We start from the raw sequence: 14687 nt of genomic DNA, 5'->3' as shown, positions 1-14687 counted from the left end.
TGGGAATAAAAGATTTTTTAATAAAATGACACGTTGCAATGTTCATGGGCATAGAGTATAATATGGTTATTCGTCAACGATGGCGATTATTTTTAGGAGGTTGTTCATTTGAAAGGTACAGTTAAATGGTTTAACGCAGAGAAAGGCTATGGCTTTATTTCAGTTGAAGGCGGCGAAGACGTATTCGTACATTTCTCTGCAATCCAAGGCGACGGATTCAAAACTTTGGACGAAGGTCAAGCCGTTGAGTTCGAAATCACTGAGGGCAACCGTGGGCCTCAAGCTGCTAACGTAATCAAATTATAAGATCTATTCCGTTTAACGGATCACTTATAAAGTTTGGTTCCAAGCGCGATAATGAAAGACACAGCTCTAACTAGGGCTGTGTTTTTTTGCGTTTGAAGCCTAGTGAAGATGCTGTCATTAGCCCGGCCCCTAGCAGCAGCAAGTTGTGCCTGTTTTGCTCTACGAAACTACGGATCGTTATTGATTTAAAATCACGGGCATTTCAAGTCTAACGAAACTACAGAACGTTATTTACTCTAAAAACAGGCTTTTGGTCGTTTTTTGCTCAAATAGCGATACACAGTTTCGTTACAATTTTCAGCAGCTCTTATTAGATCAAATAGCGTTACCACGTTTCGTTAGAGAATGACGGGGTGCTGAGGGGAGCAGGAAAATAGCTGAGCGAGTTGAATTACTAGGAATTACTGGGGAAAGTCCAATATCGGGAATGTCAGCAAGATCGGGCAAAATAATTGTTAGATCGGTATAGAATAATGCATCGGATAAATGTTTTTTTATTACATATAGTGACCTTTAAAATTGGCGACAAACAGTTGTCACCAATGGTTTGATATATTTGGGATGGAACGGGGGACAGGATCAGCAATGAAACGGATGGATCGAATGATGGCCATTGTGTTGGCGCTTCAGCATCAGACGGAAACGGCGCAATCACTTGCCGATAAGCTGGAGGTGTCGAAGCGGACGATTCTGCGCGATGTGCAGGCGCTGTCTGAGATCGGTGTTCCGATCTACGCGGTAAGCGGTCCTGGCGGTGGATACCGCTTGATGGAAGGGTACAGACTGCCCCCGCTGCAGTTGGATACGGAGGAAGCGCTGGTACTGCTGCTTGCTTTGGACGGGATGATGAAGTACAGCGACAGTCCGTTTCAACAAGCTAGATGGACAGTGAGGGACAAGATCTGTTCCGTATTACCGGAGCATACTTTAGGTCAAATTACTCCTTTACTGGGACATGTAGAAATGGAGGTGCCGGATCGTCGTTATAAAACACCATATTTAAGCGAGTTGATGAAGTATGCGGCGAATGGGCAGTGGTTATTAACGTTGTATCGTTCGCAGAATCACAGCCGACAATTAAATATCCGTCCGCTGAGAGTGTATGCAGCCTATGGGTTCTGGTACTGTGAAGCGTACTCTTCCCATCATGGGGAAGTGCGTACATTTCGGGTCGACCGTTTCGTAGAAGTGGAGGCTTCCAGCATGCCAGAGTCTGAGGTGGAACATGAGCTTGGTTCACTCAGTTCGTCTAAGGAGGCGACAGTGTTTGAGCAGTCCGTACATATATATGCGAAGCTCACTTATCGCGGGGCGCTGTTGGCAGAGCAAGATCCTCATATGGGGCATCTGGTCAAGCAGACTGAAGATGAAGAGTGGGAGGTTGCCTTTGATTGCCCGGCATCGGAATGGAGCTGGGCGGTGGATTTTTTCTACTATATCGGGCTTGATGCTGAAGTGCTGGAGCCTGTACGGCTTCAGGAAGAGATCCGTGCGAAGGCGGAGCAGCTGGTACGGAAATATTCGAGCAATGACTGACGGAAAGTCTCAAAGGAATAGAGGGGGATTGTAGTATGAAGAATGAAAGTAGAAATGTATTGGAGCGGAGCAAGGATTTTATCTATAAAAATGCAAGATTACTGGATCGGATGCGGTTCGCGTACCATTTCGAGAATGGCTCCAAGTCGGATGTACTGCGCGCCCTACAAGCTTATCAGAACCAGGATGGCGGCTTTGGGAATGCCCTTGAACCGGATATGCGCTGTCCGCATAGTCAGCCTGTAACCACGGAGGCAGCACTGTTAATCATCAAGGAAGTCGGCGGATTTGATAGTGTTATGCTAGACGGTACCCTGTCCTATTTACAGGGAATAAGTCTCTCTGGGGGTGGCTTACCGCGGGCTACAACTGCTGTGAACGATTACCCACATGCTCCTTGGTGGACAACAGAACAAGACGGTGTTCCGTCTCTAAATCCGACGGGAAGCATTATCGGCATACTGCTTGGACAATCCGAATGCACTGAGTTTCAAGCTGAACAATGGTTCCAGGAACAAGTAGGCTTTGTATGGCGCTGTCTGGAGGAATCTTCTGCAGGACCTGGTGATTATCATGATGCGATGCAATGGATCTCCTTCCTGGAGACGGTACCAGGAGAGCCAGAACGGACGGCAAAATATAAGGGAATTCTTGATGAATGGCTAACTGGGCCGAAAGGTATAGAGAAGAACGTCCATGCTGAAGGATACGTCCACAAGGTTCTCGATTACGCGAAGACCCCAGACTGTTATGCTAACCGGCTCCTTCAATCTGATAATATAGAGCGGCATTTGGATTGGTTAATGGATGGTCAGCAAGCTGACGGGGGCTGGAATATCACGTTTCCGGCGGTCAGTCCGACAGGAGAGCAGGAGTGGCGTGGTTCGATAACAGTTGATCGATTAATTACGCTGAAAGCGTATGGGCGTTTGGGTAAAAAAATATCCTTTGGTACAGAGAATTAATAGATTGACCTAATTAGAAGAACCTTGATAGGCGTGCCCTATCAAGGTTCTTTTTTAGGTTGGAGATTCAGTTCCGTTCCTTACCCTTTTTCAGTGAAAGATAGTGTTCAACCCCGTCCAGAATACGCTCCAGCCCGAATTCGAAGTCATTTCCAATGGGGTTGGCCTCCTCTGCTTCATGGGTATACACCCCTGACATCACGAGCGGATATAAATCCGGAAAACGATCGGGAGTCACCAGCTTTTTCAATGCATCGCTGTAATCAAAACCGGTAAATGAACCAGGACTCTTTCCAGCCTTTAGGGTCCGTTCCAAATCGTTCATAATAATTCCACAAGAGCGTGCATAGCTGCTTAAGAGGAGTACGATCGACAGTTTCTCATAATCGTTAAGCGGCAGGTCCCGGGTGCTTCGTAGTCCAATGTCCGCTATTTCCATATTATTAGGTGTCATCGGGACTCCAGTGATTGTAATATCGGTATACCAAGGATGTTTACGTATCACATTGATGTTTGCCCGAACAAACCGGCGCATTTTTTCACGCCAATCCATGTCCTGCTCGGCTTCCTCTGCGATATCTATATCGCACGCGGCATCCATCATCAGCAGTAATAAGTCGTCTTTACTTGGAACGTAGCGGTATAGAGACATGGTCGTAAACCCTAGAGTCGAAGCGATCCGGCTCATAGACACAGCGGATAGACCTTCCTCATCCGCAATAGCAATCGCGGTTTCAACGATTTTCTCGATGCTCATTTCTCGTTTGGGTCCCCGCTTTGGTGGCTCAACAAGCCCCCAGCTAAGTGCTACTCCTAGAGGCAGGTTGTCCATTCTTTCATTATCCATTGCTTCACAATCCCCTCATGACTTATCCATTAGTGGTTCAAGATATATTTATAAATTTTTTATCATTTTTATATTGCACTCTAATTGTATATGGAATATACTGTGTATGCAATAAACTGTTTATGTAATATACAAATTAATTATAAGGAGGAGAAAGGATGAGCTCATACGCGATTGAAATTTCCGCCTTGCAAAAAAAGTTTGGCCAGCAAACCGTTTTAAATGGAGTTGACTTGAAGGTTCCAGAGGGGAAAATTGTTGCACTGCTAGGACCAAACGGCGCTGGTAAAACCACATTAATTAACATTCTCTCGACCTTGGTTGCTCCCGATGGGGGATCAGCCAAGGTAGCGGGATATGATGTGGTTCGTGACAAAGAAAAGGTGAAGCTATCCATTAGTTTGACGGGTCAATTTGCTGCTGTCGATGAGTCCTTGTCGAGCGAAGAAAACCTAAGGATGATGGGCAGGCTCTCCGGTCTCTCGCGGATGGCAGCGCGGGCACGGGCTAGTGAGTTGCTTGAGTATTTTAACCTGACGGAAGTAGCACGCAAGCGGGTAAAGACTTTCTCTGGAGGGATGCGGCGGCGGCTGGATTTGGCACTTAGTCTAGTTGTCAGGAGGCCGATTTTATTTTTGGATGAACCAACGACGGGTCTGGATACACGGAGCAGGCGCGCATTATGGGATATCATCCTCGATTTGTCCGCAGACGGAGTCACCGTGTTCCTGACGACGCAATATCTGGAGGAAGCCGATCAACTGGCTGACACCATTGCTGTCATCTCGGATGGCCGTATTGTAGCCCATGGAACCCCGGTAGAGATGAAATCTCGAATCGGTGGGGAAGTCGTTGAACTCCGCAATACCCATGACGATGTTATCCGGGAAATTCCAACGGGCGGGAGCATCGCTGACTTGAAAGAGATTTTGGATGGCCTAGTGCAAACGGCAGGGGAAGGAACACGGATCAGTATCCGCAGACCAAGTCTGGATGATGTATTCCTGGCTTTAACTGCAACAGAAAAGGAGGCTGCTTTATGATTCAGAACGTTTCATCAATCAAAGAGCCATCCCAAATAGTCACAAGCGGTGTATTTATCAGCCGCAGTCTACTGCACAGCCTGCGTAATGCCGAGGTTTTGATTATGGCGATTATGCTTCCCATCATGCTTATGCTGATGTTCACTTATGTATTCGGTGGGGCAATCGCCCCTGGTGGGGATTATGTAAATTACGTCGTTCCAGGAATCATCTTGTTATGTGCGGGGTTTGGTTCTTCCAGTATAGCTGTGGAAGTAACGACCGACATGACCAATGGCATCATCGACCGATTTCAGACCATGCCGATTCACAGCATCCACGTGATTACAGGCCATGTGGTAGCAAGTGTGGCACGTAATTTGCTGGCGACAGCTATTGTGTTTGGCATTGCGCTTCTTGTCGGTTTCCAACCTGGAGCAAGTTTGGGGGCTTGGTTCGGAGCAGTAGGCGTAATTACTTTGTTCATCTTGACGTTCACCTGGTTATTCGCCGCGATCGGTCTCGTTGTTAAATCGCCTGCCGCTGCAAGCGGATATGGATTTGTGCTGTTGTTCCTACCGTATTTGTCCAGTGCTTTTGTTCCAACGAGTACGATGCCAGTCTGGTTGCAAGGTGTAGCAAACAACCAACCGATTACACCGGTTATTGAAACCATTCGTGCACTACTCATGGGAAATCCGGTTCATGACCACATCTGGTGGGCGCTGGGCTGGTGCGTGTTGATTCTGGCGGCCTCGCTTATTTGGTCCACCTGGTTATTTCACCGAAAAGCGGGGCAGCGGTAATTTCTGTTATACTTCATCAGCCAGTAATAATAAAAAGCAGTCTGTTCTCCAAAAGGAGTGCAGGCTGCTTTTCTTCATTAATGTAAAAGGCTTTAACCTTTCTTCGAGGAGCCGATAGATTTCCTTGCACGTATTGCTGGATCGCGGTGAAAATAGCGGGTCGCAAAGCCAATGCAAGCGATGAGTGCGAACGTCATGGCAATCAGATAGAAGCGCTGGCGGCCGAACTGTTCGAATACGATTCCGCCCAAGGTACCGCTGAGTAGACCGGAAGCGCTGGACCATGCAATTGTGAATAAGGCCATTCCGGTTGCCCGGAATTCATCAGGAATCAGTCGGGTGAGCATCCGTATCGCTGTGACATAGAAAATGCCGAAGGAGAGGCTATGCATTAATTGGATCGCGATGATCGCATAGGCCGATCCCGTTAGACTAACGAGCAGGAATCGGGTTGCAAATACTAGACTGGCAAAGATAAGCAGCGGCAGTTCCTTAAACCTGTCCCCATAAATGCTTAGAAATAGAAAGATCGGTATTTCAGAGCAGGAGGAAGCTAGCTGAGCCCAGCCGATCACATTTTCTCCAGCCCCCAGATCTTTGAGGGTAATTGTTAGGAAGGCATCGTTCATACGCGCCGAGATAGCGAGACAGAAGACGCAGCCGAAGAACCATAGCAGCTCCTTCTGGCGCAGGATGGACCAGATCCCAGACATGTTCATTTTCGCGACTGGACTGCTCTGGTCCTGGATGAACATCGTAATAAGCAGCGCAATGCCAGCTATAGCCATAGTTACCCACATCGTCCTGGATGCACCGATCACTGATAGCACATACCCGATGACAAGCGCAAAGAAGGCGTAGCCTATGGAGCCGAAGATCCGAATGGTAATAAAGCTCTTGCCATGCTGCTTGGCAGCATTAATCGCAATCGTATCAGACAGTGGGAAGACAGGGTAGAAGAAGAAATAAAATATCGTAATAATCAGCATGATCATGGAAAAAGAGGTTGAAATCGAAAGGATGTAAGACATGATGATTTGACCTATTAATAGGATGCACATGATCTTTTTGACCGTTCTATACTTATCGCTGGCGATACTCCATAGGAGATTGGCTATCAGAGAAATCATGGGACCCAGCGCATACAAGACTCCGATTTGGCTGTTCGAAAATCCGAGCTTGGCATAGAAGAGCGGGAAATAGGTGCTGACCAGCACCATCGTTCCGTATATGGTAAAGGAGAAAGCGCGCATCGATGATAGATTGGGCCGAGATAATGAAGACGGTTCCATATAGTGATGACGACCTCGTTTCGGTGGTGTTGTATGTAGGATTCGTAAATCAAGCTATGTCTTACAATACAATTAAAGCTAGTATATCATAAGCTGTCGGAAAAAGAGGGAGATATTATTATCATTGAGATATAGGTGAATTGGTCAAATCTGATCTCAAATGTAAACGCTATCTTTTTTGAGCAAAAAAAACACATTTCGGCGTTGTGGCCATTATTGTCAAAACGGCTTAAGCCTTGCGGGGCGTGGATTGTATAGGCTCAGAAACCACATATTTACGGTTCAATCCTTCAGCGCTATCGTTAGAAATGTAAGCGCTAGCAATCCTGCAGGATTCGCAAATAGCAAGACAAGTTGAACATTTAAAAAAAGAACATCTAAGAAATCGAACTGAAAGGGGTGATCCTATGCAAGACACCAAGGCTGCTGTCTCAGGCAAGGTTATGTTAAAGCCCGGGAAGAATGGCGCTGGTAAGGACCTATGGAAGCGCATCATACAGAACTGGGAATTGTACATCTTCATTGCGCCCGCATTTTTATACTTTCTTATTTTCTCATACGGGCCGATGTACGGTATTCAGATTGCGTTCAAGAACTTTATCCCGACCAAAGGGATTACGGGGAGTCCATGGGTTGGATTCGATCATTTTGAACGATTCTTCCATTCTTATTATTTTTGGGATTTGCTATGGAACACACTGAGCATCAGCTTGTATGAACTAGCCATAGGATTTCCGATCCCGATTATTCTTGCTCTGGCCTTCAATGAGATCAGAAACGGCTTCTTCAAGAAGCTAGCCCAGACGGTGACATATGCACCGCACTTTATTTCTGTAGTAGTCATGGCCGGGATGATCATCTCATTCCTGTCCCCGTCCACCGGGATCATTGTTCATATGATCGAAGGAATGGGCTTGCAAGCACCTGCTTTCCTAACTGATCCGAGATGGTTCAAGACGGTATATGTCTTGTCAGGAGTATGGCAGAGCGCCGGCTGGGGAACGATCATCTATTTGGCGGCACTATCTGGCGTCGACCCTGGGCTTCATGAGGCGGCTATTATCGATGGGGCGTCACGTTTCCAACGGATACGCAATATTAACTTACCTACCATAGTCCCTACGATGACAATCTTGCTGATTTTGAACATAGGCAGCTTGCTTGGCGTAGGATTTGAGAAAATCCTGTTGCTGCAAAATCCGTTGAATATGACTTCATCGGACGTCATTGCTACCTTCGTGTACCGCTCCGGTCTCGTTGATGCACAGTACAGTTTCTCAACAGCGATCGGCTTGTTCAACTCGGTAATTAACTGCATTCTGCTGGTTACTGTGAATCAGATTGTACGGCGGACGAGCGACAATAGTCTGTGGTAGGAAGGAGGGGCACGAATGCTATTAGGTGTTAAAGAGACGAGAAGAGACAAGTTATTTCTAGCTTTTACTTACTTTTTTGTAATCCTAGCTTTTGTCGTTGTGCTGTATCCTTTGCTTTATATGATCAGTGCTTCCATCAGTGATCCGAAGTATGTTGCTTCCGGGGAGATGTGGCTGTGGCCAAAAGGAATTACGTTCGATGGTTATAAGCGAGTATTTGAGAATACGAGTATTTGGATTGGCTATAGTAATACTATTCTATACACGCTTGTCGGTACAACGATCAATCTGGTCGTTACACTGCCTGCAGCTTATGCGTTGAGCCGTAAAGACTTTGTTGGTCGCAACTTCTTCATGGGCATGTTCATGGTTACCATGTTCTTCAGTGGCGGACTGGTACCATCCTATTTGCTGATTAAGTCGCTTGGCATGATCAATTCGATGTGGGCAATTGTGATCCCTTCTGCGGCATCGATCTGGAATATTATCGTATCACGTACTTTCTTCCAGGGCTCTATTCCGCCAGAACTACAGGATGCTGCCCAAGTGGACGGATGTACGAATATGAGGCTGTTCATCAAAATTATTCTGCCGCTCTCTATGCCAATTATCGCGGTTATGGCTCTGTTCTATGGGGTCGGTCACTGGAACAACTATTTCTCGGCTATGATCTACTTGAATGACGCTGGGAAATACCCGCTTCAACTCGTCTTAAGACAGATTCTAGTGCTTCAAGAGATGTCTGCACAAGGCGGCGGAGCGATTGATACTTCAACGGCCGCAGCTATGAATAGCAAGGCGGAAATCGCGGCTTTGGTCAAATATGCGGTCATTATTGTAGCAACGATTCCAGTTATCGTGATCTATCCATTTTTACAGCGGTATTTTGTACAGGGTGTTATGATTGGTTCTGTTAAAGGTTAATAACATTAACTATCAAAAAAGGGGAGTTTAGCTAATGAAAAAAATTTATAAGCTATCGTCAATCGCTCTTTGCCTTGCTCTATCAGCGAGTCTGGTATCAGCTTGCGGATCAAATAACAGCTCGAATCAGAATTCAGCAGCAAATAGTGCCAACTCAGATGTGAAGAAGGAAGGCTTCCCGATAGTAGATCAACCTCTTACCCTCTCGATGATGTCGCAGGATGCCGGTCTTGCGGACTGGAATGCCATGCCTGTCTTGAAGGAGATGGAGAAGCTTACCGGGATCAAATTCACCTATCAATTGACTCCAATCGATAGCTTCGCTACGAAGAAGAACCTTGTATTTGCTAGTGGAGATTTGCCAGACGTATTCTTTGCAGCGGACTTGAAGCCATCAGAACAGGTGACCTATGGTTCGCAAGGTGTATTGATCCCTCTGGAGAAATATATCGATGAAGGCTATGCACCGAACCTTAAGAAGATTTTTGATGAACATCCTGAGATTCGTCAATCGTTCACTACACCAGACGGACATATTTATGCACTTCCATTTATTGACCTAGCCGCTGTATGGTATCGCGGACCGATGTGGTATAACGGGAAATTTTTGAAAGCGCTCAATATGACAGAACTGCCTAAGACGACCGATGAACTCTATACTTACTTGAAACGGGTAAGAGAAGAGGACCCGAACGGCAACGGCAAAAAGGACGAAGTTCCACTGACTTCGGTAAAACTGGACGATTTGCGCATGTTTTTCCTCGGTTTCTGGGGGATGTATAGCGAGACCATCTATGTCGATAACGATGGTAAAGTGCACTATTCGCCAGCAGATGAAGGTTATAAAGAATATTTGACCTTCCTGAATCGACTTTGGAATGAGGATCTGCTGGATCATGAGACCTTCTCGCAAACCGATGAACAGAAGAAGGCCAAAGGCAAGAACAACCAGGTTGCGCTATTCAGTGATTACTATCCATACTTCACGCTTGGCGAGGAACCTAGTGAGGATAATCCATTGATGACGCCAGTAAGCAGTGATATTCAAGGCACACCGGTATATGGCAAACATCCGGGAATCTCAACCAATGGTACCTTTGCCATTACTAACAAGGATCCGAATCCGGAAGCGACAATGCGGTGGATCGACTATCTGTATAGCTATGATGGAGCTACATTGTTCGGGCAAGGACCTGAGAACCTGTTATGGAAATATACGAATAAAGAAGCTCATGAAAAAGAATGGCTGCCTGTTCCAGGAGGCAAGGATCGCGAGGATTATCGCGGTACAATTACACCAAACTACGGTATTCTGACCCCAGGAATCAATTCCAGCGAAGTAAGCATAGGGCTTAGAAGCGACTTCGATGAATGGATTGACAAGGAAAATACCGAGAAGCTTGTGCCGATCGGTAGAAGCCCATTCCCTAACGTATATTTGACCAATGACGAGCAGACAGAAGCCTCCGCCTTGTTATCTGATCTTGACACCTATGTTAAACAGATGGAAGCGAGGTTCGTAACGGGGCAAGAACCGTTGTCCAACTGGAACAAGTACACAGATCAACTCAAGAAGATGGGTGTAGACCGCTACATTGAATTATATCAAGCTGCTTACGACCGTTCTAAGAAATAAGAAATAGAGAAGAACTCCATCAGAGTCCGACTTTGTAAAAAAAATGAAGCCAACATCTCCCGGTCGCGAGACCGGATGTTGGCTTTCATCATTATTAGCTATGCAAGTCGCTTTCTGATGCGTCTAGATTATCGCAGGATGAGAACTGTTTGCGATATTGACCTGGCGTGTAGCCTGTCTCTTTTTTAAACTTGCGGATGAAGTTCGGCGCATCCATATATCCAACATTCGTGATAATGTTCTTGATCGAATCATTGGTCGACTTGAGCTGACTCTTCACTTCTTCCATTCTCTTCTGCCATACATATTGGACGAAGTTGATACCCAGCTTCTCCTTGAAGGTACGGCTAGCATGGGACGGCGAGATACCGAACTCGAAGGCAACAGTATCAAGGCTCAGCGTATGATTCATATAGTGTTCATCAATATAGACGATGATGCGATCAATGATCGATTGCTCCTCCTGATGTTCGTTCTGCTCGACCTGCTTACAGGCGTCGGAAGCGAGTTCTAGCAAGCTGTTCTCCAGCTCATCCATGGAGCTACTATGCAGCAGATGCGTTGTGATCTCTTGGACGAGATGGTGGGAACTGCCCAGCTCATCTACAGTCTTCAAAATGGTATTGAGCAGATCGAAACAGATACAGCGAATATATAGGGCCGAGAGTCCGGAAGATTGCAGACTGACGAAGGCAGAATGAATAATTTGCGCCGCGACGTCGTAGCTGCCTTGCTTCAGACTCTGTGACAATTTCAGAAGAAGATTGCTCGGAATCCAGTACGTATGATCATGCATCGTCGTTAGCTTATCAAAATAATTCACGGACCCATGTTCTGTCAATCGCATTTCGAAGGCCGAGCAAGCCTCAATGTAGGATTGATTAAGCTGATCGAAGTTGGTATACGATGACCCAACTCCGATCGTCGGTACAATATCGAAACCTTCTAACAAATTGGCACGCACCGCTTCTGTAATTAAGTGGATATAATTGAATGCAGCGGACTCGTCTTCCAGATCAAAGTTGATGATCAGGCCAAGCTGGTCCATTCGCGATAGTTCAACACCGTATCCATGGGCAGATAGTTCCGGGAATTCAATCTGTGTGAGTAGTGCGATCATATCCTGATATTCTTGGATGTCGCTGTGGTCATCGTCATCCCAGCCGATGACCATTACGAAGTAATGAGAACGGTTGAATTCCAGGCCAAACGCTTCACGTAATTCTGGCGTAATGCTCTGAGCATGACCGAATTTGAGCAGCATCGTCAGAAAATGATGGCGGGCGAATGGCTCTTGCAGATCAACCTTGGAACTGTACTCTTGCAAGGCATTGCGAATGCGTTCAAGCTCATTGCCGGCATTTCTATTCACTTGATCTGAGCCGGACTTGCCTGCAGCGAAATGGGCAAGCATTGAGATCGGTTGATACTGCATTCTGGCCAGCAGGAGAGCGATTGCGACGCCAACGATGACAACGATGATGAAGAGTAGGAGCATGAAGCTGCGAATGTGAACGACACTGCTGAAAAATTGCGAATTAGGCATCATCGTCACATAGGTCCAACCATTGGATTGTGATTTGACGGATACGATCGATTGAGCGACACCGCCGATGACACGTTCTTCAATACCAGGTTTGATGTCGCCTAGCAATGATTTTGTCTCTGCGCTTGATAGCACTTTTCCTTGGCGGTTGTTGACGAGCACATGCCCCTCGTTATCGATAATATACGTCTGGCCCTCGTAACTACCTAGAATTGTGTTGACCAGATTTGATAGCTCGGATTCATTGATGAGATACATGACGGTGGCAAACGGATTCGAACTATTCGGTGTAATGGGTATTAAGTAAGCCAGCATCGACTTCTGCACTCCGTTAGAGTTGCTGACGATGTCGGTTGGTCGAATCGTTGGATACTTGGCACGGTTGAGATCGAGGAACAGGGCGTTCCTGTCCCAGGTCTCAAAGCGCAGATTGTCTGTGAACACATCGAAATCGTTCAAGCCTTTGCTGGAGTAAATTTTATCGTCATTATGAAAATACAAATAAATCTCGCCAATCATAGAGCTCGTTGCTTTATATTGATCCAGAGCTTGGATGGATTCGCTGTTGGTGATAGGGTCATGAACCTGGTATTTGGCAAGCCTTTTGTCATAGGATATGCGGGTAGCAATCTCGCTCAGTTCCTTAATCCGTCCGTCTATAACTACTTTTGCCTGCGTTAATTGGGCAAGGCGTGACTGTTCGATTTCTGTACGGAGACTTGTGACAGCGTTTTTATAAATCAGCACGGTCATGAATACCAAGGGAATAAGTAGTATGAATAAATAAGACCAGATATATTTCAGAAACAATTTGGATTTAAAATAGTTCAGTTTCAAAGCTTCTGCCTCCTAATTGCTGATCATTCTGATTGCATTGTTAATGATACCAACAAATCGGAAATTTGGACATAGAACATTGGAAAAGTAAGCGTTTTTAATAGAATCGCTGGATAATCTCATCAATAAAATACGGAGGGATAACATGAGCGATAACAAATCGCCTGCCAATGAATTCGAATCTGTCGTTGAACAGGGAGTTCATAATTACAGTAGTGAAGAAAGCTGGGTGAAGCCTCAGGACCCACTGCTGCTTGAGCGTCTGGAGTGGTTCATGGACCAGAAGCTTGGCCTGATGATGCATTGGGGACCATATTCCCAGCTTGGCTTGGTAGAATCCTGGGCGCTGAGTGATGTAGATGAGGAATGGTCGCGCAATGAGATTGACTGGGATATTGATGCGGAGGAGCTTAAGCGGGAATATTTCGCCTTGAACAGGACGTTTAATCCGCTGCGATTTCAGCCTGAACAGTGGGCGAGTCTCGCTGCTGACAACGGGTTTAAGTATTTGAATTTTACGACGAAGCATCATGATGGATTCTGTATGTGGGATACGCGAACGACCGAATACCGTATTACAGGTCCAGACTGTCCGTTCCATACCCATAAATATGCCGATATTACGAAGCAGCTGTTTAATGCCTTCCGCGCCAGAGGACTCGGCATCTCCGCTTATTTCTCCAAAGCGGATTGGCATACGCCGTACTACTGGGCGCCTGGTATGCGCCCGGGAACGACCACATCACGCGGTCCAACCTACGATCCGAAGGAATATCCTTGGCTGTGGGAACAGTTTGTCCAGTTCACGCATGAGCAGATTATGGAGCTCATGACGAACTACGGCCGAATTGACGTGCTATGGCTTGATGCCGGATGGGTGAATGATTACCGCGATCAGAACATCCGCTTAGGCGAGGTCGTGGAGAAGGCACGGCAGATCCAACCGTGGCTGCTATCAGCAGACCGCACGGTGGGAGGTCCTTATGAGAACCTAATTACACCAGAGCAGACGTTGCCAGAACAAGCGCTTCATGTACCTTGGGAGAGCTGTATCACGATGGGGTCGGCCTTCTCATTCCGCTATGAAGATCACTATAAATCGGTTCGCGAATTGATCCATCTGTTCATCGAGATCGTGGCCAAAGGCGGCAATCTGGCTTTAAATGTGGGCCCCCAGCCGGACGGCAGGATATCGAGAACGGCGATTTCTCGTATTCAGGGAATGGGGGATTGGCTGAAGGTGTACGGGGAAGCAATTTATGGAACGCGCATTTGCGAGCCTTATTCGATCGGGAACCTTCATTTTACGCAAAAGGCAGATAAAGTGTACGCCTTCCATCTATACAAGGATGAAGAGGCAAGGGTACCGCAGGAGATCGTATTGCCGTTGCGTAGAGAAGTCAGCCGAATCGACTTGATTGGCAGCTACGACAAGCTGGAGTTCCGCCAAACTGAGCAGGGCGTTGCAATTCGTCTGCCGGATGCGGAGACAGGGGGCAAGGCCCCAATCGTCCATGTCTTTCGGATTCAATAATAGTTAGCATATGGTTGTTCATAAATTTGATCATGCAACGAATCAGAAAGGTGATGATCT

General features: G+C 46.5%; 12 protein-coding genes. 9 read left to right on the top strand and 3 right to left on the bottom strand.

The features are described from left to right. The first annotated feature begins 108 nt into the window (after positions 1 to 108). From EI981_RS19465 to EI981_RS19450, 3 genes are all read left to right on the top strand, one after another. The gene (locus EI981_RS19465) at positions 109 to 306 is read left to right on the top strand and encodes a cold shock domain-containing protein (RefSeq protein ID WP_127000998.1); all 198 of its coding nucleotides are present in this window, start codon (positions 109 to 111) and stop codon (positions 304 to 306) included. A gap of 585 nt (positions 307 to 891) precedes the next feature. Continuing rightward, entirely contained in the window at positions 892 to 1842 is a 951-nt protein-coding gene (locus EI981_RS19455) for a helix-turn-helix transcriptional regulator (protein WP_127000996.1), read from the top strand. A gap of 35 nt (positions 1843 to 1877) precedes the next feature. Then, on the top strand, positions 1878 to 2807 hold the full coding sequence (locus EI981_RS19450) for a hypothetical protein (RefSeq protein ID WP_127000994.1): 930 nt from the start codon (positions 1878 to 1880) through the stop codon (positions 2805 to 2807). A gap of 67 nt (positions 2808 to 2874) precedes the next feature. Here EI981_RS19450 and EI981_RS19445 read toward each other — a convergent pair whose 3' ends face one another. Further along, positions 2875 to 3654 carry a TetR/AcrR family transcriptional regulator gene (locus tag EI981_RS19445; protein WP_127000992.1) on the bottom strand — a complete coding sequence of 260 codons (780 nt, stop codon included), beginning with the start codon at positions 3652 to 3654 and terminating at the stop codon, positions 2875 to 2877. Positions 3655 to 3812: 158 nt separating this feature from the next. Here EI981_RS19445 and EI981_RS19440 point away from each other — a divergent pair, with 158 nt between their 5' ends. Next, on the top strand, positions 3813 to 4697 hold the full coding sequence (locus tag EI981_RS19440) for an ATP-binding cassette domain-containing protein (protein ID WP_127000990.1): 885 nt from the start codon (positions 3813 to 3815) through the stop codon (positions 4695 to 4697). After that, the gene (locus tag EI981_RS19435) at positions 4694 to 5482 is read left to right on the top strand and encodes an ABC transporter permease (RefSeq protein ID WP_127000988.1); all 789 of its coding nucleotides are present in this window, start codon (positions 4694 to 4696) and stop codon (positions 5480 to 5482) included. Before EI981_RS19440 ends, EI981_RS19435 begins: the two co-directional genes overlap by 4 nt. 92 nt (positions 5483 to 5574) lie before the next feature. Here EI981_RS19435 and EI981_RS19430 read toward each other — a convergent pair whose 3' ends face one another. Next, positions 5575 to 6774 (bottom strand): MFS transporter, encoded by a 1200-nt coding sequence (locus tag EI981_RS19430; RefSeq protein WP_127000986.1) that lies wholly within the window; start codon positions 6772 to 6774, stop codon positions 5575 to 5577. 407 nt (positions 6775 to 7181) lie between these two features. Here EI981_RS19430 and EI981_RS19425 point away from each other — a divergent pair, with 407 nt between their 5' ends. From EI981_RS19425 to EI981_RS19415, 3 genes are read left to right on the top strand one after another with little or no spacing between them, the layout of a single operon-like run. Beyond that, complete coding sequence (locus EI981_RS19425; RefSeq protein ID WP_127000984.1) at positions 7182 to 8150, top strand: ABC transporter permease; 969 nt, start codon at positions 7182 to 7184, stop codon at positions 8148 to 8150. 15 nt (positions 8151 to 8165) lie between these two features. After that, positions 8166 to 9074, top strand: coding sequence for a carbohydrate ABC transporter permease (locus tag EI981_RS19420; RefSeq protein WP_127000982.1), 909 nt, complete (start codon positions 8166 to 8168; stop codon positions 9072 to 9074). A gap of 34 nt (positions 9075 to 9108) precedes the next feature. Then, complete coding sequence (locus tag EI981_RS19415; RefSeq protein ID WP_127000980.1) at positions 9109 to 10710, top strand: extracellular solute-binding protein; 1602 nt, start codon at positions 9109 to 9111, stop codon at positions 10708 to 10710. A gap of 94 nt (positions 10711 to 10804) precedes the next feature. Here EI981_RS19415 and EI981_RS19410 read toward each other — a convergent pair whose 3' ends face one another. Then, complete coding sequence (locus tag EI981_RS19410; RefSeq protein ID WP_127000978.1) at positions 10805 to 13093, bottom strand: helix-turn-helix domain-containing protein; 2289 nt, start codon at positions 13091 to 13093, stop codon at positions 10805 to 10807. A 145-nt stretch (positions 13094 to 13238) separates the two neighbouring features. Here EI981_RS19410 and EI981_RS19405 point away from each other — a divergent pair, with 145 nt between their 5' ends. Continuing rightward, positions 13239 to 14627 carry an alpha-L-fucosidase gene (locus EI981_RS19405; RefSeq protein ID WP_127000976.1) on the top strand — a complete coding sequence of 463 codons (1389 nt, stop codon included), beginning with the start codon at positions 13239 to 13241 and terminating at the stop codon, positions 14625 to 14627. Positions 14628 to 14687 lie beyond the last annotated feature (60 nt).

The organism is Paenibacillus lutimineralis, assembly GCF_003991425.1.
GTDB classification, from domain to species: domain Bacteria; phylum Bacillota; class Bacilli; order Paenibacillales; family Paenibacillaceae; genus Fontibacillus; species Fontibacillus lutimineralis.
Note: the sequence above shows the minus strand (reverse complement) of the source record. Positions and strands in the feature narration are given on the sequence as shown.